Source organism: Sphingobacterium athyrii (assembly GCF_003071065.1).
GTDB lineage: Bacteria > Bacteroidota > Bacteroidia > Sphingobacteriales > Sphingobacteriaceae > Sphingobacterium > Sphingobacterium athyrii.
The window spans coordinates 1,375,735-1,400,113 of record NZ_QCXX01000001.1 but is presented as its reverse complement, the minus strand read 5'-3'; the positions used below and the strand labels follow the sequence as shown (position 1 = coordinate 1,400,113).

The window sequence follows — 24,379 nt, the reverse complement described above, 5'->3', positions numbered from 1 at the left end:
TATAGCTATGTCTTAATGTACAGTTTTTTATTTTTTAAGCACCAATTAGAAATTTATGCTTGATGATTTTGGACCGTACTTCTTTGCAAAACTATATAGTTGGCTAAAATTATGCGGATAATTATAAACTTCTTCAAATCGGGTACATCGTTCCCTTTCGTTAGTGCTAGTTTAATTAAAATAGCTACGTATTTCATATGGTATTCCTAAGTTAATGACTGCTTTAAAATAAATCCGAAGAATTTACAAAGCGGCATCTTTCTTTTACAATTTGAGAATTAGAGCCATGATTATCTTCATTTTCAAGATTTAAATATATAGCGATACAAGTAGAGATGTACACAGGGAAATGAATAAATCTGATTGCTTCATTACAATTGGAAAAGAAATTTATACAGGTGAAAAAAAATGGTTAATATCAGTATGATTTTCAATAAAAAGTATAGCTCAGATCAAGGATGCGATCTTCAAAATATTGGGCCATTTTGGCAGTTTCAGATTTTCGCTGTATCGTGGTTAAAAAGCCCTTTTGATTATATGTCATAATTAGTTCGCTTACTTTTTGCCCATTCCGGATATTTTGCATCGAAAGCAGATTTCTGTTTTTATCGTAACTGTATTTTTCACTTTTAGGTGCAACGTCTGCATCTGTTTCATGAATTTCGGATAGGAGGCCTTCTTTGAATTCATATTGTTCAGATGGTATTGTCTTAGCTGCGCAACCAAAATGAAGGAATTGAGCGACAGGATGATTATTTAAATGGTAATAGGTTATTTTTTGATAACAGGTGTCTTGACTCCCCCCATTTTTCATAAAATCGAAAAACTCTGTCCGTTCTTCTACCTCAAATTTGTTTTCTGTATAATAACGATACTGCCATGAAGAGAACTTATTTTCACGGATCATGTTATTTAACAGCTTTTCATCTGGCCATGATCCTTTAAGAATAAGCTGATCGATACCGGCAACTGGTTCGCCCATCCGATCATTATTCTGCGTTTGATTAGGCATCTGTGCATTCAATGAAAAGATTCTGATGTTATCAATACGATTTTTTTCGTCGTAGCCGTATACCTTTATTTTTACGATACCACTGTGATAATCAATCCGCGCTTCTTTGGCAATAAAGCCATTTGCCTGATAGCTATATGTTGTGTAAAAGACGGTATCCTTTTTCTCTTGATCGTACCGAGTCATGCTTATGCTCATTAAAAGACCATTGGAATTAAATGTATAACAATTAAAAATTCCATTTTCCCGACTTTTAACAGTTATGTTTTTTACCTTTTTTGCCTTTATAAACGTAGGATTGAAAGGGAATATGGTCTTTGTGAAATAGCCTGCAATCGCCATCGGTGTGACATGATAGAAAGATTCCATTTGTGCTATTCCCTTCATTGGGATAAGGTAAATTAAAACACTGATTAAAAAAGAAAAAACGCCACAATTTCTGTATATCATATATGCTCAAGTATTTAATTTTTTGCCGGTAGTGGTTACAGGCCGTTTGGTTTTGTTACTTCTTGTTTGAAGAAATCGGATTGAAAGTTTTTAAAGTGTATTTTCATTGTGCCATTTATGACCAACGAATTGTTTACCATTTCCAGTTGGTCTATATCCGAATTACTGAATGTAACTTGTGAGCCATAAGCAACAGTCGCTAAGGCATCGGCCTGTATACTAGGAGTTGCATAAAGTTTTACTCCCTCGGATAAAGTAGCATAGTAGATCTTTGGCGCTTTTTGAGCAAATGTATTTATGCTAAGTACATTCGATAGAAAACCGAAAAACAAAGCTGTTTTAAGTAAGAATGCGGTAGACCTTGTCATAGAAATAATTTATTATATGAAATATAGCAATAATTGTAATTTTATTACATTAATTTTAATTTAAAACTATAAGTAGAACACATAGGTCGATTTACGCGATACAAATCGCTGTGCGATTAAACGGGAGTAGTTAAATGGGGGAGAAATATTTTTTGTTGTCATATCAGATTGAATAAGTAATATGATTTTTCGTCGACAGCTCAAACCAGCCTTTTGTGCTTATAAAATTTGCCGTTATGATTAGAAAAATTGAAGTAGTAGATTATCCGGATCTGATAGCTATCTGGGAGAGCGCAGTAAAGAGCACCCATGATTTTCTGAAAGAGGAAGACTTTAGCTATTACAAAGAACAAATGCCCGTATATTTTGAACATGTGGTATTATTAGGATATGAAGAAAATGGAGCTTTAGTTGGCTTTATGGGAATTTCGGGAGATAGCCTTGAAATGTTATTTGTTCACAATGATTTTCGGGGTAAAGGTATTGGGAAAATACTTATTTCTTATGCAATGGGGAGCTTAAATGTGACGAAAGTAGATGTAAATGAACAAAATACCCAGGCGGTGGATTTTTATAAGTATATGGGGTTCAATGTTGTCAAAAAGTCAGCTTTAGATGGACAAGGAAAATCATATCCGATCTTACATATGAGTTATAATTAACTCATTATTTCGCATTTTTCGGGGGAGTAGGCTTTATGATCTGGCTTTCTTGCTGATTGGGGCGTGCAGCCTCTTTCTTTAGTTTCTGAATCTTCTTAAGACCTTGGATAATGCTCGATGCTGGAACGTCATATTTGGCCACTGCTTCATCCAATAACAAATAGCCATTCATAATTTCGGAAATTGCTAATTGAAGTCTGATTTTCTTTGGCTCTGGATTTTTATCATCAGTTTTTGTTTTCATCATTATTTTGATTTGTGGGATGTGTCTTATTTTTCGGGACGATACCGACAACAAATATTACTTTTTTTAAAGTAGCGTTAGTTTTATATTGAAACTCATTTTTCAATTGTAGGTGTATTTTTACATGATGTAGCTTGTTCTTTACAGTTTTTATCTGATTGTATTTTTTAGGACCAGATGCTATTGGATAGCCTACCGCATGTGGAGATTTCTGAATTTCAAAACAAGAATAAAAATAACTTTCTGGGCTTTTGAGTCTTCATGATCATGGGGAACAAAAATGTAGCAAGTTTCGGATTTTATGCTTGCATCTTTTAAAATAGCTTTGTGTTAACTAATACATAAAACAATATGAAGATTTTTAAAGATAAAGTTATTCTCATCACGGGGGCGAATAGGGGGATAGGGCGAGCATTGGTAAAAGCTCTTTTGGATCATGATGTGAAAAAGGTATATGCCACCTGTAGAGACTTGAATACATTGCCATCGTTCGATGACAATAGAGTCATAGCATTATCCCTGGATATTACAGACGATGGACAGATCAAAACAATTGCTGCTGTTGCCGGGGACACTGAAATCCTCATTAATAATGCGGGTATTTTAAATACGGGGAATATTTTAGATGGCGATCTGTTGGGAATGGACAATGATATGAAGGTGAATTATTTCGGAACAATAAAGATGATGCGCGCATTTGCATCTATCTTGAAAAAAAATCGTCCGGCCAAAATCATTAACATCGTTTCAATTGCAGCGTACTCCCCCTTACCATCCATTGCTGGGTATGCCGCCTCCAAAGCGGCCCTTTATTCTGCAACACAGTCTGTCCGCATCGAATTAGCCAAAGATGGAATCGATGTACACGCAGTCAATCCCGGAGCAATTGATACGGATATGAACAAGGGGAGTGATTGGGATATGCCTGATCCTGATAGTGTTGCCATTAAGATATTGAAATCTGTAGACGAAGGAAATTTGGATATTATACCTGATGAAATGGGGCAAGGGATGTACAATGCCTGGCGGGAGGATCCTTCAAAACTATCAAAGATTTTTTCTGATCTGTATTATGCCGAAAATATCGGATAAAGAATCTATTGTTAGGGAAGCGCTGATGCAAAAATAAAAGCCCTGGTTTTTTAAATAAACCAGGGCATTCAAAACAGGTTAACGACGACTCTTGTTAAGCTTTAATAAATAAACCTGCAATATTAAGTACAGCTTCGGCAGAAAGTGGTTCATCAAAAGACTGTGTTGCCGCACTTGTTGAAATTTTTCCCATCGAACCGGATAAGGTTGTGATATCGACTCCTCCCTGTATCACATTGTTTTCACCAGCATATATAGGGTTTACTACTGCCCCGATTCCAGTGTCATTGCTTCCTGTAATCCAGGGTTTCTGATCGGCGGCACCGCCACCACGAGCACGTCGCATCTGACGAATATGTGACGCATGTCTAGCCTCAACAGAGTGGATCTGCAATGCAGCAGTCAGCACCACTCTATTTCCTAATAATATGCCTGCCTGTCCTTTATATGCCCGTACTCCAGTGTCTTCAAAGGCTTGAGCAACAGCTAAAAATGTGTCGTAATCACTAAAGACATTGCCAAAGGTACCTCCAGCTGTAAAGTCAAAAGTAGGCTTTGAGACAGCTTTATTGCCCAGTACCTGTTTTAGAAAATTAACGTGGGCGACCTCATGATCACGGATCGTGGTAATTGCTCCAAGGGGTTTTCCAGATGGAATGAGGCCTGCTTTAGCAACACCCATTGTATAATACTCAGCTTCAAGGTATTCTAACGTTAAAGCATAATTAAGAACACCGTTGACATCTGTGGGGGCCGTGGCGCCATAAGCCTTTTTGAAGAGCTCACCAATAAAAAATGGTAATGCTGCCAAGCTTACTTTTTTGCTCATCGAAGCCAGGTTTTTAATAGCTTCCCGTCGCGGACTGATACGATCGCTGAATTCAGGATCTATCGTATTTATTTGTTCAAAAACATTTAAAAGATTCATGATAATCAAATTTTAGGTACATTAATAAGTTGGTAGATCCTTTACATCGATTTTAGATTTGATAAATGGGGCTGCGGCACTCAAGACGACGCTTGGGCTCTTGGCTACATCTAGTCCGTTCGAATCTACCACCTCTTGGTTGGCAAAAGTGCCATTATCTATCATGTCGCGAACCCATGCTGCATGTCGTGCTTCGACAGAAACGATCTTACCGGCCAATAATAAATAATTCGGATCTTTAATTAACCAACCCGCACCGTTGTAAGCAGAGACACCGAGATCTTCAAATGTCTTTGCCGTTGCTAAAACACTGGCGCGACTGGCGAAATTAATGCCGGACAGATTAAATTCAAGACTGGATATCGCCTTGGCTCCCAATGCTACTTTGAAAAACTCGCGATGGGCAATTTCGTGGTCCCTGATGTCAGTAAAAAAAGCCTTTTCCAGATCCGTGATCCCAGAATAAGGATTGTTGACCAACTGAATGTAAAAGGCGGCTTCGAGCTGCTCCAGAGCATAGGCATAATTCAATATTGCAATGTCACCACTGCCAAAATACATGCCTTTCCCGCCATTGTCCATGTCGTCATCATGGTCTTTTTTACAGCTCGATAGCCCGAGAAGAGCGAGTGATGCAGCACCTGCTCCTGCAAATTTTAGAAAATCTCTTCTTCTGAGATCTTTCATTTCTAGTTCACTACGATGATTCAATAGTGGTTCATTGTTATCTGTCATCTTTTCCATAACAAAAGTCTTTAGTTTATAATTTTCTGTACTTATTGTCATTTACGACTTTTTGAGATGCTTGGATTGCTGAATTTGATTTTTATTAAAATATTATATCTTTTCCGCTTTCAATAACAAATTATCTTGGCGGAATTGTATATGTTCAGACTAGGTTGCTCAAATTTTTTTGTTTTCTGTTGTTTGATTAGGCAGCGAAGGAAGGAAGAAAGAAGCTGAAAAATGATGTCCGGATACCTGTAATGAAAAAAACATTGGATAAATAGTTCTTTTCTGTAACTATTCAACTAATCTCTTGTTTAATTCCCCGTAAAATACTATCTTTTTTACAATTTTGAACTTAGAAACAAGGAATAGCAATGTCATTAATAGATTTATCAAAACGTGTAGCGTTAGGAATAGATATCGGAGGAACAAACACTAAATTCGGGGTGGTCAATCATCGTGGGGAAGTTCTTAAAAAAGGAAGCATACGAACAGATGATTATGAGCATGTTGAAGAATTTATTGACGCTTTATATGAAAAGGCTCACCCTTTTATTGAAAAGTTCGGTGGTGAAAATAGCTTCGACGGAATTGGAGTTGGAGCTCCCGATGCGAATTATTATACAGGTACAATAGACCATGCTCCGAATCTTCCTTGGAAAGGTGTGATCCGATTTAGTGATTTAATGACTGCCAAATTCAAAATTCCCTGTACCATCACCAACGACGCAAACGCTGCGGCCTATGGTGAAATGCTTTTTGGAGCTGCGCGAGGAATGAAGGATTTTATTATGATTACTTTGGGAACGGGCGTAGGAAGCGGTATCGTGGCCGGAGGTAAGCTTATTTATGGGCATGATGGATTTGCTGGAGAATTGGGCCATACTATTGTCAAACCGGGCGGAAGAAAGCACTGGAGTACAGGGTCTGAAGGGAGTTTGGAAGCTTATGCTTCTGCAACAGGGATTACAATTACAGCCAAGAAAATGAGGGCCGAATTTCCTGAGTCGATGTTGAATCAATATCCTGAAGACGCGATAAATTCTAAAACGGTCCATGAATGTGCAGTGAAGGGTGATCCCATAGCCATTGAAGTATTCAGGTATACCGGGCAAAAATTAGGTGAGGCATTGGCAAATTTTGTGATGTTCTCCTCTCCCGAAGCTATTCTATTGTTTGGTGGGGTGATTAAGGCCGGTGATTTTATTTTAAAACCAGCGAAATTACATATGGAAAGAAATCTTTTTCCCTTATTTAGAAATAAAGTGAAACTCGTTTTCAGCGAGCTGGAAGAAGCTGATGCCGCTATTCTCGGCGCCAGTGCATTGGTTTGGGAAAAATAATAGCTATCACGCGTTATATTGTAGGTGCAAGTAAGTTGTATGTCCAAAAAGTAAAAGCAATCCTTTGAGAATTACATGATTGAAATGAAGATGAAATAAGTTAGGAGAAATTCAATAAAAGCAGGGGGATCCAGTTTTTTTGGATCCCCCTATTTAAGTGTTGTCAAATAGAATGTTATATGTTGCTAACCCAAATTTTCGTATATGCTGTTCATTAGCTTACGTATCTGCGCATTGTTTTGATCTGAAAACAAAAATTCATCTGCATAACGATTTACAGTTCTTATGAATTCAAGTAAATCTTTGCTATTAAAATTTTGATCAAAATGGGTAAAATGCCCTTCCTTGGATTTTAAGTAATTAAACAAAGATTCTACGGAAGTATTCATTGCCATTTCAGATTGTACTAATTGAAGTAGCAATAGGTAATCTTCTTGTACTTTTTTAAGATCTACCATGGTAATGGAATTTCTTGAACCAATGTTTTGAATGCTTCATCTCTGACTAAGATAGGTAAGAATAATTGGATTTCCCCTCCGGGAAGATGCGGATTTACAATATCTTGACCAATAGGTTGTCTTGCTGTGATTCCCTCCCAAACTTTTAATACCTGCTGCTGAGGTACAGTGTAAACGTAGAATTTGCTAAAGTTGTTCCACGCAGGTTGTACAGCTGTACCACCAATGACTTCTCCAATAGACTTAGGCTGCTTCTTCGTCCAATATCCTCCAGCGGGATTACCACCAGTCACGCGATATATTTTCGTTCCTGCAGGGAGCTCCTTTGCTTCCGCATTCACAAAGTTGGCTGCTTCAACTGCTGGTAAGTCAAGCTCCGGATTATTCCATTGGGGATGTTTCTTTCCCGTTGTCATACCATTAGCTACATAATTTGATTTAGCAATCCCGGGTATGTTGTCCCAGTCCGCAATATATACGCGCTGATGGTAGATACTTTGGGCTGTTTCAAGATTTTTTAACAGATCAGCTTTGCTCCCGGTTTTTGCAAATGCTTCTTTAAGCATCGCCTCATTGAGCCCTTTTTCAATCCAGGTATTTAATTTACTCTTTGTGCCAACGCCCAATGATGATTCGAGATCGTCCATCCAGGCTGTCGAGTTTTCAATTTCTTCTTGGATGATGTCGTCGTCGGAAGAACAGCTGATTATAAAATGACTCGTTGAGATCAAACAGATCAAAAACAAGTGTTGGAAAAATTTAATGAAAAAATTTTTCTCAGTTTTAATGTGAATAGATTGCATGGTAACTAAATGTTAATTTATATTGATGGTTTAGTTGCGGTATTTAGTTCATTATACGAGTTAGATGCAAATTTAAATATTTATAATTTATACTCAAAGTTAAAATTTATTTTTTTTGTATAAAGTTTCAGACGTTAATTTAACGTTTGCTCGCGTAATATTTATAAATCAGATCACGATCGCATAGAAAAGAACCATTGCAAATAATTATGAAAAGGCATAATATTTGCTGAGTAAATTATTTAAAACTTTTTATCATAACTAAAAACAAATTTAAATAGCTGAAACAGCCAAAGGCAGCATGAGCCGGGTGAATCGGACGATTGAGTTCACGAATACTTTAAAATATCAATGTAATGAGTAAACGAACTCATTTCTATTGATGAGACCAACACTTATAAATAATTTAAACGGATGAAGAAGACCATTTTACTTTTTGTATTACTATGTACTGCTTTTTTTTCAAGAGCAGATCAACTCCATGCCTTAACACAAGCTCAGGCGGAGAAGGCGGTTGGATACCTTAAAAAAGAAACAGTTGTTGTCTTGTGGTGCAGCTGCTGTGATAATGAAACACCTAAAAAGATCACCATTAACGAAGTCTTTTATAAAAAATATCCGGATGGAACATATTATTCCGTAGTATTGAAAGGCAGGGATGAGAATGGCAATGAAGTTGAAGAATCTGTAGACCTTGCTTATGTATTTGTGAAAAAGGGAAAAAAAGCAAAGAGCTTGGGTAAGGTGTTAAAATTTGAGTGCGACCCCTGTACAAAACCATTTGACTGGTCTGCCTAGAAGATGATACTAGTTTTAGTTTGTCGAGCTATTTAAGAAAAGTTTGCTAGGGACGAGCCGGTAGCCTGTTTTTATTTTGCTCAATATGATATTTGGGCTGATCGACATTTGTATTTTCTTCGAATAGTATGTAAACCATACCTGAGGGACGAAATATAAAGTATTTTGGAATAAAAAAAACTCCCGAGATTTTAAAATCGGGAGTTTTTTTATGTGCGGAAGAAGGGACTCGAACCCCCACGCCTTGCGGCGCCAGATCCTAAGTCTGGTGCGGCTACCAATTACGCCACTTCCGCATTAGGATTTCTTTTGATGTCGCAAATATATAAAGCTAAGCTATATCTTGCAAGTATTCTGCAAACATTCGATGTACAGCGCACATTATGAGGTAGATATTTTCAATACGATTTTTTATCATTAAATGCATTCTCTTATTCCTCTTTTTAACCCATCAAATTTAAAAAAGAGATTTTACAACTTTTGATCTGATTTTTTTGATATTAAGCGTTGCTTTTTGCCAAATTTAAAATAGTTGAAACGGATTGTAAAAAGTTCTTCTGTAATATATTGAAATTGTTTTTTATTGTGCTTAAATAAGAGCTAACATATTTTGACGAATGACAGGAAATCTAATGAAAACACTAATCACACTTGCTGCCGTACTCTTTATTCATCTTTCCTCCTTTGCACAGAAAAAGTTTGAAAGTCATTATCCCAGTGGAAAGATAAGGTCGACAGGACAATACGATGAAACCGGTAAAGAGACAGGTATATGGAAAATGTTCTATGAAAGCGGAAAACCCGAAGCAATGGTAAGATTCCGAAACGGAAAAGAAACCGGTGAATTTAGGTCCCATTATGAAAGTGGAAAATTAGAAGAACTGGGGAAATATGAAAATGGAATTAAAACTGGCATATGGGAGAGCTATCATGAAAACGGGCAACTTCGTGCAATCTGGCAATATGAAAATGGTGAAAAAAGCGGGACTTCCAAAACATACCAATCCACGGGGAAGCTCGCCGAAATCGGAAATTATAAAGATGGACAAGCCATAGGCGAATGGAAAGTCTATCATACCAACGGAAATCTTCATGAAATCTGGAACTATGAAAATGGAGATCCCAAAGGGGAATTTCGAGAATATTATGACGATGGCGGGCTGAAACGAATTGGAAACCGCAATGGCTATGCCGCCGAGGGTGAATGGAAAATGTACTATCAAAATGGTACGTTGGAAAAAATCGGAACCTACAAAGACAATAAGGAAAATGGTGAATGGAAGCATTATAATCTTAATGGAGAGTTATGGGAAATCGGTGCCTATGAGGATGGCAAGAAGATTGGGGACTGGAAATTATACGGGAATAAAGGCAATTTGCTACAAAACATAAGATATGAAAAGGGAATGGCGGAAGGTCTAAGCCAGTTTTATCATGAAAATGGAAAGCTCAGAGAATTTGGTCGTTATCAGAATGGCAAAAAGTCTGGCGAATGGAAATTTTATGATGAACAAGGAGAGCTTATAAGAACTGAAAATTATCAAGAAGAATAGTTTTGAGATAAAAACTATCCGTTGGAAACAGATGAAATATAAAACTGTATAAGTACTGTTTAGCTAAAAACGTTGATGTTGTTTTACGGAAATCATTTTGAAGGCTACCCTACATTTGCAATGGGAGCTGTTTTAGTCTTTGGACAGCTTTCCCTTAATTTCTGAAAATGTTTGGTAGTCATTGGATAAGTGCTCACTGTAAAGCTTAAAGGAATATATCGTATATTGGTCTTCAATTTAAACCCAATAGCTCACTTTTAAATGAAACGATTAATCTATGCAATTTTAGCCGTTAGTTCTATTTTTACTGGCTGTACCGGAATGAAGGGCCAGCGAGATAACAACAACGGCTGGAAACCATTGTTCAATGGAAAAGACATTAAAAACTGGTTTGTCAAAATTCATCATCACGATGTCGGCGTGAATTTTGGCAATACCTTTAGGGTTGAAGATGGAATAATTAAGATTAGATACGATCAATACGGTGATTTTAACGACCAGTTTGGACATTTATATTATAAAACACCCTTTTCTTATTATCATTTGAAATTTGAATATCGTTTTGTCGGTGATCTTCAAAAAGGTGCGCCTTCTTATACGCTTCGTAATAGCGGTGTTATGTTTCATTCTCAGGATCCCAGAACTATGTTGAAAGAACAGGATTGGCCAATATCCATAGAAATGCAACTTTTGGGCGGATTGGGAGATGGTCAACCACGACCTACTGGTAATATGTGCTCTCCAGGGACTAATGTGGTCTACCAAGGCAAGATGGCATCCTCACATTGTTTAAATTCAATTTCAAAAACTTATGATGGCGATCAATGGGTGAAAGGAGAATTGATCGTATTGGGCGACTCGTTAATAAGGCATATTATTAATGGAGATACTGTCCTGGAATATTCCAAACCACAGATCGGAGGCGGCGTAGCAAATGGATATGATCCAAAAATTAAGATTGACGGTAAGTTGTTGAGCAGTGGGTTTATCGCATTGCAGAGTGAAGGGCAACCCGTAGACTTTAAAAATATTTGGATTAAAGAACTCCCTAAACCAAGGAATTAAAACCAAGGAATTAAAAACAATTCCTCCTGTTTTTGTAAAATGTCCAAGTTTGTAAGATATACAGTAACGTCGGAAGAGTACATACATAAAAAGAGCCTAGGTGGACTGTTACTGCCGGGTTCCCAACCATATGCTCACAATATTCCTGTCAAGATACGCTGTTAGATGAATTTTACGAGACAATGAAAATAATGGATCAATTATATAAATGATATAGAACATTTCTAAAATAAAGAAGCAGGACATAGATCCTGCTTTTTTATTTTAGAAACGTCCCGCTCAGACCATTTTTATCAAACAAACTATCGCTAATTAGTATGTTTTTATACTATTTATGTGTTTTTTAAAAATTTTAAAACTAAAATAAGTATATTTATGTTCTAATTCGAAGAGTATGAAATATCAACTTTTAAAAGAGGTCTTAGTGCTGATAGAAAAATTTGAAGAAGAGAATTCGACAATAAATATGTACAGCAATCAAGTGGAAGGATTTAAGGCTTGGATTGCACAACAGGCTGTACAGCCTGTTGTGGAGCCCACTTGGGAGGGTAAGGAAAAAGGACGTAGCCCAGAAAGTGTTATTAGTACTTTAATTGTACATATGAATAGATTCGCAAAGAATTATTCGAAAGCTGCTATTTGGGGCTCTGATTTTTCAACGCAGGAGGAATTTATTTACCTGATCACCTTAAAATCATTTGGAGAGATGACGAAAATGGAATTGATCAAAAGAAATATCCATGAGAAACCAGTCGGTATAGCAATTGTTAACCGATTGATCAAGCAGGGATGGATAGCTCAAAAAGATTCGCAACAGGATAGGCGTAGTAAGCTAATTAATATTACAGAAAAGGGACTGCAAGTATTAGAGGGGCAAATGCAAAATATACGTCATGCGACTCAAATTGTTTCAGGTGATTTAACTCATCTCGAGAAAATGGAATTGATACGATTACTCAATAAATTAAGTGATTTTCATCAAGCTATTTATGAAAAGAATATTGCACCGGACAGATTGCTGGATGAACTAAAATAAAAGAAGAGAGATACAAAGAAAATGAAAAAAAAGATAGCTGTAATTGGTGCTGGTTTTTCTGGGCTTTCTGCCGCGGCCTATTTATCCAAAGCAGGGTATGAGGTTCATGTCTTTGAAAAGCATGAACAGGCCGGGGGCCGTGCCAGACAGTTTTCGACTCCCGAAGGCTTTCGTTTCGACATGGGCCCCAGTTGGTACTGGATGCCAGATATTATTGAATCGTTCTTTTCAGACTTCGGTTGCAGTACTTCGGATTTTTTTGATCTTGTATCACTCAATCCACAGTTTGAGATGGTATTTGATTCTGCGAATCTCAGTATCCCCGAATCTTATGAAGACTTAAAACTGCTATTTGAAAGCATTGAACCCGGAGCTGCTTCCAAGCTGGATAAATTTATGCAGTCCGCGAAATTTAAATATGAAGTCGGAATGCGTGATTTTGTCAACAAGCCCTGTCATAGTTGGGGAGAGTTTCTTTCGCCCAAAATTGCGTTTAGTGCTCTTAAACTAGATTTGCTTTCCAATTTCAGATCCTATGTGGCCAGATATTTTTTAGATAAACGATTACGCACTTTGATGGAGTTCCCTGTGATTTTTTTGGGCGCTTCACCAAAAGAAATTCCAGCGCTATATAGTTTAATGAATTATGGGGGATATGCGCTAGGCACACATTACCCTAAAGGAGGTTTTTATCAGTTGGTATTAGCTATGCAGAAGGTAGCGCAAATACAGGGAGCTACCTTCCATTTTAACCACAATGTGGAAGCGCTGGAAATTAAAAATAAAACCATTACTTCACTCATTATTGATGGCAAAAAAATAGCGTTTGATTTCGTTGTTGCTTCGGCCGATTATCACCATATAGAAACACTGCTGCCTGAAGATTTAAAAAACTATACTGATTCGTATTGGAAAAATAGAACATTTGCACCCTCTTGTCTTATTTACTACTTGGGTATGAAATCAACTATCCCCAACTTAACCCACCATACACTTTTCTTTGAACCTGATCTGGATGAACATATAGCGAGTATATATGGTGATAAAAAGTGGCCAGAAAAGCCATTGTTCTATGTGTGTTGTCCGTCAAAAACGGATACGCATGTCGCGCCAGAAAATCAGGAGAACCTCTTTTTGTTGATGCCGGTAGCAACAGGTATTAATGATGATGATAAAACACGGGAAGAATACTTATTAAAAATGCTTAAGCGTCTTGAACGGCATACCGGAGCAGGCAACCTCTATGAACAGATCGTATATAAGCGAAGTTATTGTGTAAGGGACTTTGTTAACGATTATAATGCGTATGGGGGCAATGCATATGGCCTGGCAAATACATTAAGGCAAACTGCTGTTTGGAAACCGAAAATTAAAAATCAAAAAATCCATAATCTATTTTATACAGGACAATTGACCATTCCCGGTCCTGGGGTACCACCATCCATTATCTCTGGAAAAATAGTTGCTAAAGAAGTCATTGATCTAAATCTATAAAACCATGAAAAAGCTGTTTGATGAACTTGCTTATGAGGTAAGCAGAAAGACAACCGAAAAATATAGTACAAGCTTTTCGCTAGGCATTTTGGCCCTGAAACCTAATATTCGCAACAGTATTTATGCGATCTATGGTTACGTGAGATTGGCCGATGAAATAGTCGACAGTTTTCAAGGCTACGATAGAAAACGACTTTTAAGTCGCTTGCATCTGGAAACAGATTGTGCATTGGAAGAAAGAATTTCTTTGAACCCCATATTACAGTCATTTCAGGAAACTGTTCATAAATATGCCATTGACCGTGATCTCATTAATCAATTCCTCCACAGTATGTCAATGGACCTGAAAAAGTTGGATTATAATTCAGCGTTATACAATGAATACATATATGGTTCCGCAGAGGTCGTCGGATTGATGTGCTTACAGGTATTTACAGAGGGTAATAGACAACGTTATGAAGAGCTAAAGCCTTATGCCATGAAACTTGGTTCTGCATTTCAAAAGATTAATTTTTTACGTGATCTGAAAGAAGATTATCATATTCTCGGGCGCACTTACTTTCCCAATCTGAATATGGAAGTGTTCGATAATAAGCTAAAAGGCCAAATCGAAGACGAAATCCATCAAGAATTTAAAGAGGCATTTTTGGGTATAAAAAAACTGCCTAAATCAGCCCGATTTGGTGTTTATCTGGCCTATAAGTATTACCTTTCTCTTTTTGCAAAAATCAGGAAGAAATCTTCTAAAGATATTTTGGAAAATAGGATCAGGATAGCCAATACAGAAAAAGCTTACGTCGCATTTAAAAGTTATTTGCGCTACAAAGCAGCATTTTTATAAATATCAAACAATGGGTATCATGAATATTTTAATCGTAATAATCGTTTTTATTTCCATGGAGGGGGCTACTTGGTTGATTCATAAATATATTATGCATGGCTTTCTTTGGATACTGCATAGAGATCATCATGATCATAGCAATAATGGGTTTTTAGAAAAGAATGATTATTTCTTTGTGATATTCGCTCTTCCCACAATTGCGTTAATGTATTATGGCTCATTAGAGAATTATAATTATCTATTTTACATTGGCCTGGGGATTATGTTATATGGTATGGCTTATTTCTTTGTGCATGATATTTTTATACATCAACGTTTCAAATTTTTGAGCAAAACAAAAAATCGGTATTTCCTGGCGCTCAGACGAGCACATAAACAGCACCACAAGCATCTTGGAAAGGAAGAAGGCGAATGTTTTGGTTTTTTATATGTGCCAATCAAATATTTTAACATGTATAGTGAAAAAGAAAAATAATGATACAGTATACCTACGCCCTGATCCTATTTTTTACGGTATTTATCTGCTTTATAGCTTCATTCGATAGGCGAATCCGATTCGATCGAGCGTTTATCCCTTTTTTTAAAGCATCAATAATTGTTGCGGTTTTTTTTATTGCTTGGGACGTGTGGTTTACCCATCGTGGTGTATGGTGGTTCGATACTCGGTATACAGTGGGATTAGTTATTGCAGGATTACCTTTGGAAGAATGGTTGTTTTTTATCTTTATTCCTTTTTCCTGCATATTTACTTATTTCTGTATCGATAAATTTTTCGATTTGAAAGCGCTTAGTGCGTTCAATAATATTGTGGTTTTTGTAAGCATTATCGTTTGTGCCGTTGTAGCACTTCGGTACAGCGATCGCATATATACATTAGTCACCGCCCTGGTTACGATATTGACGTTGTTGGTTTTCCATTTTGTCCTCCGGGTACAATGGATTAGTCAGGCCTCATTAGTCTTTACAGTTCTTATGCTGGGATTTTTACCTGTTAATGGCATTCTTACTGGAACTGGATTAGAATCGCCTATCGTCAATTATAATCCAGCCGATTTTATAGGCTTTCGGGTGTTTACCATACCTATTGAGGATGCGGTATATGGATACACACAGTTTTTATTGGTTCTTTATTTCTTTAAAAAATTTCAAAACAACGCTCATGTTCAAAATGCATAAATGGTGGATAACCATTATAATGATTGGTTTTACCTTGGTGATTGTGGCTGCATGTTCTTCTATTCCGCCCAATGCTCACCCTGTCAAGAAATTTGACCTGAATCGTTATCTTGGTGCATGGTATGAGATCGCACGATTGGACTCACGTTTTGAAAAAGATCTCAATAATGTTTCAGCCCAATATAGTTTAAATACCGATGGTAATGTTGTGGTATTGAATAGCGGATATAATACGGTCAAAAAAGAGTGGGTAAAAGCGGATGGACTGGCCAAATTCAGAGGCAATCAAAGCGAAGCAGCTCTGAAAGTTAGTTTTTTTGGTCCCTTCTATTCAGGTTATAATGTCGTTGCTCTGGATACGAACTATCGCTATGCTTTAGTTGCGGGAAAGGATTTAAATTACCTATGGATCTTATCAAGAGACAAAACCATTCCCGAAGATGTAAAAACAAATTACCTGAAAATTGCGCAGGAGATTGGCTACAATACTTCGAAACTGATCTGGGTGAAACATGAGCGGAAAGACAATCCGTTTCTTCCTCAATAGGAGCGGTGGGGTCAGATACCATTTATTCCACCTATTGGACCAAAATCTACACCTGTAAATAGGGATAATTCTAGTAGTTTTGATTTATAACATTCGACCTCATTTGATGAGTATGTCGAACGGATCTGGTTAGAGACGAAAACCAATAGCTTATACTTTATTTCCTGTTAATGCACTGAATTTATTTCCGCGTTTGTCTTTATAAAAGTCTCCGTTTTTTTTAAAACTTGGCGCATCTACGTCTTTGAGTAGCTGTTTTTGATAGTAGACATTTTTCGCATCTTTTCCAAAATCATCGCCAATGAGGATAAATGTCTTCACGTCAGCGCCCGGAACTACCTCCTGATTAAAGTATACATTGTTCTTGTCCTTTGAATAAGGGTTACCTGCATAAAAATCAGTTTTTTCATCAACAGTAAATAGCTGAAAGGAGGGAACATCGACGTGATCATATTTAAAATTTTTACCGCGGATTAATATGGTTTTATTGTTTACGCAAATAACATCTAGATCAAGTACCCGAATCGTCTGTATGCTATTAAATGATTTTGCTATACTAGCCGAACCCTGTTCAAAAGGAGGGTAATAAATTGTATTCCCGATTCTCATGTAGTACTTGTTGATGGCTTCGACATTTCCCGGATTAGCTACAACCGACTTAAAGTCTCCGATATTTGGAGAAACATACACGGAATCTTTATCTTTTAGAAAATAGTCATTGACGAAGCTGAAAGTTTGTCGATCAACATGTATCATGTCATCCGCGTAGAAATAATGATCTTTGTCCCGAGCCCAGTTCGTGTGATTTTTTATGAGTTCATACGTCTTTGGGTCCGCTCCATCGATGATATTAAAGCCCAAGACTTGATCAATATAATAGACGTGAAAACGATCTTTAGGAATCTGATTATCGACATAGAAGGAATTCCTGTCCACCAGCTTTTGGGTCATCCCACGAAAGTATACCGCGTTTTTGTCCTTTGCAATATCCTCTGCCAATACCTCAAAAGATTCCGCATCGGCCTGCATTTGCGATACACCCAGACTAAACCAATTCCCATTCTGACAATAAACAATTTGTCCTTTTGAATCTATAAAATAAGAGCTCGATTTTTGTTTATTGACCAGTTTACCGATATCCCGGCAAGAGATACAAAAACTGAGTAAAACACAAGCCAGAAAAAAAGTATATTTTTTCATTTTTATACCAGGGCGAAGTTGTGATATATCCTTTATAGCGCGCATGTATATAAATTTACGCGGTCAAATTTAAAAAAGTGAATTTTCTTGTAAAATTGTAAATCGCCTTATCCTCAGATTTTGCATCTTTCCATTTGTTGTTGACTTTTTCAGGAATGAAATAAACTCTAAACATGCCCTACAGATACGCAATTCATAGAGAAAATAGGTCATGGCAAACTTATTTCGGGATATATACTGTATTGATGTTTGGTTGCTTGTAGTGAACTGCCGATTGCCAGCATAGTCATAAACGATTTTTAAATTTTTGACTTTGATTTTTAATCCAATTTATCGCTATTTTAATTGGAGCTGAAGAATCTGAAGATGTTAGAAAGTGCCCCATTTCAGGAAATAGACAATATTCAAACGGTTTTCCTTCAATTTTAAGTAAATTAAGATGATCTATAGATAAGCCGACAGGAACTTGCACATCTTGTCCGCCAAAAAGCCAGAGCCCCGGTGCCGTTGTTTTGCTAAGGGCCAGCTGAGGGTCTGTTGTAATAAATTTATATTTATCTGGGGCATTTAGAATATGCGTCCTTACCTCTTTCTCGGTATGATTCGTCCAGAAATCTGCCTTTCCTTCAGTAAAAAACTGAAAACGGAGCTGTTCTCTGGTTGGAACCACTGCCCCACTAAATATGACCGTAAAATCCACTTCTTTTGACTTATTTGATGCCAAAGGAATAATCCATCCGGCTTGGCTGAACCCCAAGAGACCAGTATGTGTTAATTGATGTCCGAAATAATTTTTGAGTGTTAAAACTGCTTCCTTAGCATCCTCCGCCAGGAGATCGAGGTTTGCTGAGTCAATATTATTTGTGCCCACTTCCGGACCCGCATATTCCCCCCCGGATTTACCAACTCCTCGCTTATCATAAGCTAATACAGATATTCCATTTTTAGCCAAGAAAGTTGCAAATGCATTCAATCTGAGCTCCTGTCCGGATCCATGCACCAATACAATTCCGATTTTTGAATTTGGAGCGCTAAAAATAGTTCCTGCCAACTCTATCCCTTTACTTTTAAATTTTATATCTTTTGTTGCGTATTCCGTAGTTTGAGCTATTATATTGGTCGCAAATACTAAAAAAAGTAATGACAAAATTGCTTTTATATGTATTCTTTCTTTAACACGTTGATATGCGGACTTATCGCAAGAATATGCTATACTAAAATGTTTTTTCATCGGGATTCCATTTTCAAAGTTAGGGTGCTTAAATGCTGTTGCTGTAATTTTATGTTCAGCATCTAACTTAAATAATTTTTAGAACTCGTCCTGATGTTATTTAGGTGAAGTGCTTGTTTTTATCGGTGAAAGCGCTAACGGATCGGCAAAAAAATAATATACTTTTTCTTTTCTTAAAAAGAGCAAAGCATATTTTTCTGTTTGGTAAATTAATACAATTGATCATAGTTTATCTTTATGCTTTTACTTATCGGAGCAGAAACACAAGCTAAAATTAAACCTTGCCGGAGGTGAATCTCTGACAGTACAAAATTCCTTCTTAACCTTACTTCTCCTTCCTCTAATTTGCATACACAAGTGCCGCAGTTGCCCCTGCAACAGGAGTACGGAACGTCAATTCCAGCATTGAGTATCGCATCGAGCAGAGGCATCTGTTTGTTCCATTGGATATGCTTTGTATTGCCGTTCAATGTCAATGTCACTTGCACAGAGTCCAATTTCTCTGCCTCGGTGGGGGGATTTTTTTCTTTCATGTTCATATGTTTTTTGGATTTATTTTAAATTATTGCTGAAACATTTATGCGCAAAGCCCGAAGCTTATCTTGCTTTGGGCTTTGGTATTGATTCTAAACAGCCAATTCACTTTGTATTGATGAAAGTATTCTGTCCAGTTCCGCTATTTCGTTTTCACCAAGTGGTTTTAGTGGGCTTTTAAAACCACCTCCACCTACTCCTAGTATGTCCAAACCGGCCTTTATAGAACGCGGAAGACCTTTTGCTACGATGAATTTCAACAAATCGACCTGTTTGTAAAATATTCTTTGCGCCTTCTCGAGATCATTTTCCTGTACGGCATCGTAAAGTGCAATATTAAGTTCGGGTATCAGGTTCGGTGCGGCTGTACACCAGCCTTTAGCACCGGCCGAAAATGCGGATAGGGCGAGCGGATTAGAACCATTAAAAAACGCGACTCCTTCACCTAGCTCTTTTCTCAAATAATGCATACGTTGAATATCGCCTGTGCTTTCCTTTATCATCGTTACATTCGGAATTTCCAATAAGCGTTTCAGCAGGGCTGGCGACATATCAACACCACCAGTGGCGGGATTATTATAAGCCATGATTGGAATCGAAATTTTGGAAGCCACCGTGTCGTAATGTTTTACAATTTCGTCATCGGTCAATTTCCAATAGCTCATCGGGATAATCATTACCGCTGTTGCGCCTGCTTTTTCGGCAAATTGTGCGTGGTAAACAGTTCTTTCCGTGGTCAGATTTGAAACACCCACCAATGTAGGGACTCTGCCGGCCACCTGTTGCATGGTGGCTTCGGCCAACGCTTCTTTTTCTGTGTCGTTAAGATAAGGCATTACCCCCGTGCTTCCCAATGGTGCAATCCCATGGGAGCCTGATGTGATCAGGCGTTCTAACTGTTTTTTGAATAACGGAATGTCGATGTTTTCGTTGTTGTCAAATGGTGTAACCGGATAAGCGATTACACCTTTAAATGGTACTTGATTCATAGATACTGTTGCTTTTAAACATTAAAAATCTCGGCCTTCTTCTTCACGCAATGCGACACCCAGGTTTTGCAGTTGTGGCGCATTTTCACAAGCGATGTATTTCGCAGGTTCGTTCTCACTGCGGTTCTGGTGCTGATGCCAAGCCCAAGATGGGATATAAACGGCGTCGCCTGCTTCCCATTCCACAATTTCATCTTCTACCCTGGTCCAGCCTTTGCCTTCAATGACATACAATACAGTTTCATAGGTATGGCGGTGTAGGTGAGTCTTCTGTCCCGGCAACAGACCGCCGATGGTTAGACTGACATTTTTACTGGGTAGATCCACGAAGAAAACAGGATGCTTTCTTTCTTCTGAAAATTGATTGTGTACACCTGCATTTTCAACGTTTTTGTGAATGAGGTGCGAGGGTTTTATGTACGTTGGTCTTGCAAATGTTTGATGGAAGTCTTTAGAGCTGAATTGTTTTTGCTCCGCATGAATTGATTTTTTAACTTCTGTTGGTGATTCTAATTTTGACATAACTGATTTTTTTACTGTTTTTTTGCACTATTGCATTACAAAAGTATTGTATCTTTGGACTATTAAAATGATACAGTTTTTATAAAAACGAATAGTCCAGATGTTAAGGGATTGGAATTTTGAAATACAGTTAGATGAACAATCGGATAAAGCTATTTATCTGCAAATAGCGGATGCTATAATAAAAGATATTCATTCGGGTAGATTAAAACCGGGCGATGCGCTACCCGGCAGCAGATACCTTGCGCAATTGCTGAAAATTAATCGAAATACGGTTGTGGAGGCTCTTAATGTGCTGCTTATTGAAGGCTGGCTGATATCCAAAGAAAGGCAAGGTACTTTTGTCGCAGATACATTACCTGATTTCAGCGATACTCAAAAAAACAACCCTGTCACTTCTTTAGCAGAAAGTACTTTAAATAGGTACTGTCACTTACAGTTTGATGACGGATATCCCGACAGTAAAATTGCACCCATTACAGCGCTTGCAAGGGCATACCGCCAAATATTCAACCAAAAAGCGAGATGGCAAATGATGGGCTATGGCAATGAGCTGGGCGATCTGGAATTTAGAAGAACTATCGTTCAAATGCTCAACCATCAACGAGGGATGCAGGTCGATGAGCAAAGTATTTGTATCACTCGTGGGAGTCAAATGGCCATGTACCTGACAGCACAACAGTTGTTTACTGATGGTGATCATGTGATCATTGAAAACCCGGGGTATGCACCAGCGTGGAGAGCCTTTGAAAGTGCGGGGGCTACACTATTGCCAGCAGCTGTGGACAAGGATGGTTTGCTGATTGAGGATGTTATTTCTTATTTGCAATCTGGCAAAAAGATCAAGGCAATTTATGTTACACCACACCGCCAATACCCGACTACCGTAACGATGAGCCTGAAAAGAAGATTGGAATTAATACGGCTTTCTAATGAACATGGTTTTACCATTATAGAAGACGATTATGATAATGAGTTTCATTTTGGATATCGTCCTGTCTTACCGTTATCAAGTTTTACTGAACTGAAAAATTACGTTTATATCGGTACTATGAGCAAGGTTGTCGCACCGGCTTTACGTATAGGTTATTTGGCGAGCAACGACCGAATGCTAGTTAAGAAAGTAGGGAATTTACGGAAGATTATTGATGTGCAGGGTGATAATATTATGGAACAGGCTGTTTTGCAACTGATCAAAGAAGGTACAATTAAGCGGCATATAAAAAAGGCTACAAATTACTATAAAGCTAAGCGAGATTTTACGGCAATGGTGTTAAATAAATATATCAAAGATAAAGCAACATATACTATTCCCGATGGTGGTTTAGCTTATTGGGTCGTACCCAATAAGCAAGTGGATTGGTTTGATATTTCCAAAAAGCTGCAAGATAAAGGAATCAACATCATCAATCCCGATGTTTATAGTTTTGATGAAACCGTTAATGGTTTAAGATTTGGCTATGGATCGCTTTCTGAAAAAGATCTGGAGGAAGGTATTATCGCTTTGGGAGAAATGATTTGATCGTTAGTATGCTATGTTCAAACAGATCTAAACGTATAAAGAATTGACTTTAAAATTAGACCGTAAACTCTGCTTTGCGATTTCCCATTAAGTTTCGGCGTCTACATCTTGACAATATAAAAATAGAAAAAAGGTCGATGTGGCAGTGGGGGATTGAAAGGCTTTTCGTAAGGGAAGATTGATTGGTATTCCTTGGGTGTCTTTTAAAAGGCACCCAAGGTTGAAGAAAATGGAATTCCAGCTGAACTTTACTTTCGTCCTTTAATTTTAAACAGGTTTTTATGCAGAATTGATCCAATTTATTGTTCTTTTGCAAACTTCATTTCAAACCCGTTTTCTCGCCTTATCACCTGTTTCAAATCTGGCTTAAATTGCCATTCTATTCCAAGACCCATTTTGAAAAGATCGTTCCCTATATAATCTAGAGGGGTGCTATCTTGTTCGGAAGTCTGTAAAATTAGCTTCTCATCCTTTTGTATGAAGGTCAGTTTGACTGTGGGAGATATTTCAGCTGTGTACACACCTAAATACCGTTCAATATTTTCGATGACCCGTTTTTTTACTTCGTAAGGTTCTATTGCTGCAATTCCCTCTAAATTTTCCAACCGGGCAATTATTCCCCAACCATAAAAGTCATTGGACACGCCTATTAATAATTGATTTTCCCCTTTCTTGAGCTTTAATTTAGTACTTCCATTTTGTACCGATATCCTCCCATCCGGATACTTTTTCATATTCTGTCTAAAAATATTTTTGTCCGTATAAGTGATCTGATCATTTAGATAAACCCATATTTCATCTGAGAATCCCAATTGAAGATTAGTCTGAGTGGCTTCTTTTGCATTGATTATAGCTTTTAGCCAAACTATCCTACGTTTTTCACTGCCGCCAAAGCGTCGTGTTAAGTTGACGAGCCCATATCTTTCGGCTGCTATTTTTTCTACAAAAGAGTCATCTTTCGGTAGGTCGCTGACAGTGGTTGGCTCCCTTCCTTCGGCTAAAAGTGCGGGTTGAGCTACCGACCAGTTCCTGATATAATTTGCTTCGTGTCTACTCAGGTCTGCGCCTTCAGTTTGCGCCAGGTTTTCGGTCTGATCGGGTTTTATCTCAATATTGCTAATATAGGAGTCACCATCGAAGGCGATACTTCCAGAGCGTTCACGACCTTCTAATTTAGGAATCGTTAACCTAAGGGTATTATTGACAAAGACCTGCATTTGCATACTTGAAATGACCAGCTTAATATGATTCCATTCATCTGTTTTGGCCTGCGCAGCAGACTGATATTGTGGATACATGTCCCACATATTTACACCGTCTAAAATCGGGCAATACTGAATGCCTTCATTGGCGAATGGATCAGTCATTTTGGGAACACGCAGATAGACGATTTCCTGCTCTTTCTCATTTTTTCGGTGGAAATAGATTGCACTTGCAAACTCCGTTTTTGCCGGAATTACATCATATTCGATAGTGCCGTCTGTGAATATCAGATCTTTAATGACTATTGGTCCTGATGCTGGCGCTATTTTCATCGTATGACGTCCTTTAAACTCTAAGAAATCAACTTTTCCGGGTTGAAACTCCCATTTCTCCGCGCTTAGTGTAATGTTTTGTGTTCCGGGGATTTTACTTTTCTTTTCTTGGGCATAACTTTCGAACAATGTCGCCAAAAGTGCAGCTACTATCAAAATTATTTTTTTCATGTTAATAAAGTTTTTTGATAAATTTAGTGCTTAGACATCTTCTTCCTGAAGTCAACCTTGCATCAAGTTTGTTCAA

The 24,379-nt window shown here is 37.7% G+C and carries 26 protein-coding genes and 1 tRNA gene; 13 read left to right on the top strand and 14 right to left on the bottom strand.

Features of this window, described 5'->3' with window-relative positions; all coding sequences use genetic code 11:
• Positions 1-430: 430 nt before the first annotated feature.
• The gene (locus DCO56_RS06015) at positions 431-1,399 is read right to left on the bottom strand and encodes a hypothetical protein (protein WP_108632786.1); all 969 of its coding nucleotides are present in this window, start codon (positions 1,397-1,399) and stop codon (positions 431-433) included.
• A gap of 98 nt (positions 1,400-1,497) precedes the next feature.
• On the bottom strand, positions 1,498-1,830 hold the full coding sequence (locus tag DCO56_RS06010; protein WP_108632785.1) for a hypothetical protein: 333 nt from the start codon (positions 1,828-1,830) through the stop codon (positions 1,498-1,500).
• 236 nt (positions 1,831-2,066) lie between these two features.
• Between DCO56_RS06010 and DCO56_RS06005 the strand changes: the two genes are divergently transcribed.
• The gene (locus DCO56_RS06005) at positions 2,067-2,492 is read left to right on the top strand and encodes a GNAT family N-acetyltransferase (RefSeq protein WP_108632784.1); all 426 of its coding nucleotides are present in this window, start codon (positions 2,067-2,069) and stop codon (positions 2,490-2,492) included.
• 4 nt (positions 2,493-2,496) lie between these two features.
• On the opposite strand, the gene DCO56_RS06000 is transcribed toward DCO56_RS06005, so the two are convergent.
• Positions 2,497-2,739, bottom strand: a complete 243-nt coding sequence (locus DCO56_RS06000) for a hypothetical protein (protein WP_146190988.1) — start codon at positions 2,737-2,739, stop codon at positions 2,497-2,499.
• A 348-nt stretch (positions 2,740-3,087) separates the two neighbouring features.
• Here DCO56_RS06000 and DCO56_RS05995 point away from each other — a divergent pair, with 348 nt between their 5' ends.
• The gene (locus tag DCO56_RS05995) at positions 3,088-3,828 is read left to right on the top strand and encodes an SDR family oxidoreductase (RefSeq protein ID WP_108632782.1); all 741 of its coding nucleotides are present in this window, start codon (positions 3,088-3,090) and stop codon (positions 3,826-3,828) included.
• Positions 3,829-3,922: 94 nt separating this feature from the next.
• Here DCO56_RS05995 and DCO56_RS05990 read toward each other — a convergent pair whose 3' ends face one another.
• The gene (locus DCO56_RS05990) at positions 3,923-4,756 is read right to left on the bottom strand and encodes a ferritin-like domain-containing protein (RefSeq protein ID WP_108632781.1); all 834 of its coding nucleotides are present in this window, start codon (positions 4,754-4,756) and stop codon (positions 3,923-3,925) included.
• Between the two features lie 21 nt (positions 4,757-4,777).
• Entirely contained in the window at positions 4,778-5,500 is a 723-nt protein-coding gene (locus tag DCO56_RS05985; RefSeq protein ID WP_108632780.1) for a ferritin-like domain-containing protein, read from the bottom strand.
• A 359-nt stretch (positions 5,501-5,859) separates the two neighbouring features.
• On the opposite strand from DCO56_RS05985, the gene DCO56_RS05980 reads away from it, so the two are divergent.
• Complete coding sequence (locus DCO56_RS05980; RefSeq protein WP_108632779.1) at positions 5,860-6,828, top strand: ROK family protein; 969 nt, start codon at positions 5,860-5,862, stop codon at positions 6,826-6,828.
• 185 nt (positions 6,829-7,013) lie between these two features.
• Here DCO56_RS05980 and DCO56_RS05975 read toward each other — a convergent pair whose 3' ends face one another.
• Both DCO56_RS05975 and DCO56_RS05970 read right to left on the bottom strand, forming a co-directional pair.
• Positions 7,014-7,286, bottom strand: a complete 273-nt coding sequence (locus DCO56_RS05975; protein ID WP_108632778.1) for a hypothetical protein — start codon at positions 7,284-7,286, stop codon at positions 7,014-7,016.
• Positions 7,280-8,089, bottom strand: a complete 810-nt coding sequence (locus DCO56_RS05970) for a hypothetical protein (RefSeq protein ID WP_108632777.1) — start codon at positions 8,087-8,089, stop codon at positions 7,280-7,282. The genes DCO56_RS05975 and DCO56_RS05970 overlap by 7 nt, the downstream gene beginning before the upstream one ends.
• Positions 8,090-8,503: 414 nt before the next feature.
• On the opposite strand from DCO56_RS05970, the gene DCO56_RS05965 reads away from it, so the two are divergent.
• Entirely contained in the window at positions 8,504-8,887 is a 384-nt protein-coding gene (locus DCO56_RS05965) for a hypothetical protein (RefSeq protein ID WP_108632776.1), read from the top strand.
• A 214-nt stretch (positions 8,888-9,101) separates the two neighbouring features.
• Here DCO56_RS05965 and DCO56_RS05960 read toward each other — a convergent pair.
• A tRNA-Leu gene (locus DCO56_RS05960) sits at positions 9,102-9,183 on the bottom strand.
• A 336-nt stretch (positions 9,184-9,519) separates the two neighbouring features.
• On the opposite strand from DCO56_RS05960, the gene DCO56_RS05955 reads away from it, so the two are divergent.
• The 8 genes from DCO56_RS05955 to DCO56_RS05920 all read left to right on the top strand — a co-directional run bounded on the left by DCO56_RS05955 (position 9,520) and on the right by DCO56_RS05920 (position 16,599).
• Positions 9,520-10,440 (top strand): toxin-antitoxin system YwqK family antitoxin, encoded by a 921-nt coding sequence (locus DCO56_RS05955; RefSeq protein ID WP_181390470.1) that lies wholly within the window; start codon positions 9,520-9,522, stop codon positions 10,438-10,440.
• Positions 10,441-10,701: 261 nt separating this feature from the next.
• Positions 10,702-11,505: a 3-keto-disaccharide hydrolase gene (locus DCO56_RS05950; protein ID WP_108632774.1), complete on the top strand. Its 804-nt coding sequence runs from the start codon at positions 10,702-10,704 to the stop codon at positions 11,503-11,505.
• 394 nt (positions 11,506-11,899) lie between these two features.
• The gene (locus DCO56_RS05945) at positions 11,900-12,541 is read left to right on the top strand and encodes a MarR family winged helix-turn-helix transcriptional regulator (RefSeq protein ID WP_108632773.1); all 642 of its coding nucleotides are present in this window, start codon (positions 11,900-11,902) and stop codon (positions 12,539-12,541) included.
• A gap of 21 nt (positions 12,542-12,562) precedes the next feature.
• On the top strand, positions 12,563-14,035 hold the full coding sequence (locus tag DCO56_RS05940) for a phytoene desaturase family protein (protein WP_108632772.1): 1,473 nt from the start codon (positions 12,563-12,565) through the stop codon (positions 14,033-14,035).
• 4 nt (positions 14,036-14,039) lie between these two features.
• The gene (locus DCO56_RS05935; protein ID WP_108632771.1) at positions 14,040-14,876 is read left to right on the top strand and encodes a phytoene/squalene synthase family protein; all 837 of its coding nucleotides are present in this window, start codon (positions 14,040-14,042) and stop codon (positions 14,874-14,876) included.
• Positions 14,877-14,895: 19 nt separating this feature from the next.
• Positions 14,896-15,351, top strand: a complete 456-nt coding sequence (locus DCO56_RS05930; protein WP_108632965.1) for a sterol desaturase family protein — start codon at positions 14,896-14,898, stop codon at positions 15,349-15,351.
• Positions 15,351-16,052: a lycopene cyclase domain-containing protein gene (locus DCO56_RS05925; RefSeq protein ID WP_108632770.1), complete on the top strand. Its 702-nt coding sequence runs from the start codon at positions 15,351-15,353 to the stop codon at positions 16,050-16,052. The genes DCO56_RS05930 and DCO56_RS05925 overlap by 1 nt, the downstream gene beginning before the upstream one ends.
• Positions 16,036-16,599, top strand: coding sequence for a lipocalin family protein (locus tag DCO56_RS05920; protein ID WP_206531879.1), 564 nt, complete (start codon positions 16,036-16,038; stop codon positions 16,597-16,599). The genes DCO56_RS05925 and DCO56_RS05920 overlap by 17 nt, the downstream gene beginning before the upstream one ends.
• A gap of 150 nt (positions 16,600-16,749) precedes the next feature.
• On the opposite strand, the gene DCO56_RS05915 is transcribed toward DCO56_RS05920, so the two are convergent.
• The 5 genes from DCO56_RS05915 to DCO56_RS05895 all read right to left on the bottom strand — a co-directional run bounded on the left by DCO56_RS05915 (position 16,750) and on the right by DCO56_RS05895 (position 21,075).
• On the bottom strand, positions 16,750-17,799 hold the full coding sequence (locus tag DCO56_RS05915; RefSeq protein ID WP_108632963.1) for a DKNYY domain-containing protein: 1,050 nt from the start codon (positions 17,797-17,799) through the stop codon (positions 16,750-16,752).
• Between the two features lie 286 nt (positions 17,800-18,085).
• Positions 18,086-19,030, bottom strand: a complete 945-nt coding sequence (locus tag DCO56_RS05910; RefSeq protein ID WP_108632769.1) for an alpha/beta hydrolase family protein — start codon at positions 19,028-19,030, stop codon at positions 18,086-18,088.
• A gap of 209 nt (positions 19,031-19,239) precedes the next feature.
• The gene (locus DCO56_RS05905) at positions 19,240-19,569 is read right to left on the bottom strand and encodes a 2Fe-2S iron-sulfur cluster-binding protein (RefSeq protein ID WP_108632768.1); all 330 of its coding nucleotides are present in this window, start codon (positions 19,567-19,569) and stop codon (positions 19,240-19,242) included.
• A gap of 87 nt (positions 19,570-19,656) precedes the next feature.
• Positions 19,657-20,553, bottom strand: coding sequence for a dihydrodipicolinate synthase family protein (locus tag DCO56_RS05900; RefSeq protein ID WP_108632767.1), 897 nt, complete (start codon positions 20,551-20,553; stop codon positions 19,657-19,659).
• Between the two features lie 21 nt (positions 20,554-20,574).
• The gene (locus DCO56_RS05895; protein ID WP_108632766.1) at positions 20,575-21,075 is read right to left on the bottom strand and encodes a cupin domain-containing protein; all 501 of its coding nucleotides are present in this window, start codon (positions 21,073-21,075) and stop codon (positions 20,575-20,577) included.
• Between the two features lie 100 nt (positions 21,076-21,175).
• Here DCO56_RS05895 and pdxR point away from each other — a divergent pair, with 100 nt between their 5' ends.
• Positions 21,176-22,597 carry a MocR-like pyridoxine biosynthesis transcription factor PdxR gene (gene pdxR / locus DCO56_RS05890; protein WP_108632765.1) on the top strand — a complete coding sequence of 474 codons (1,422 nt, stop codon included), beginning with the start codon at positions 21,176-21,178 and terminating at the stop codon, positions 22,595-22,597.
• A 299-nt stretch (positions 22,598-22,896) separates the two neighbouring features.
• On the opposite strand, the gene DCO56_RS05885 is transcribed toward pdxR, so the two are convergent.
• Positions 22,897-24,303 carry a LamG domain-containing protein gene (locus tag DCO56_RS05885; protein WP_108632764.1) on the bottom strand — a complete coding sequence of 469 codons (1,407 nt, stop codon included), beginning with the start codon at positions 24,301-24,303 and terminating at the stop codon, positions 22,897-22,899.
• Positions 24,304-24,379: the final 76 nt, after the last annotated feature.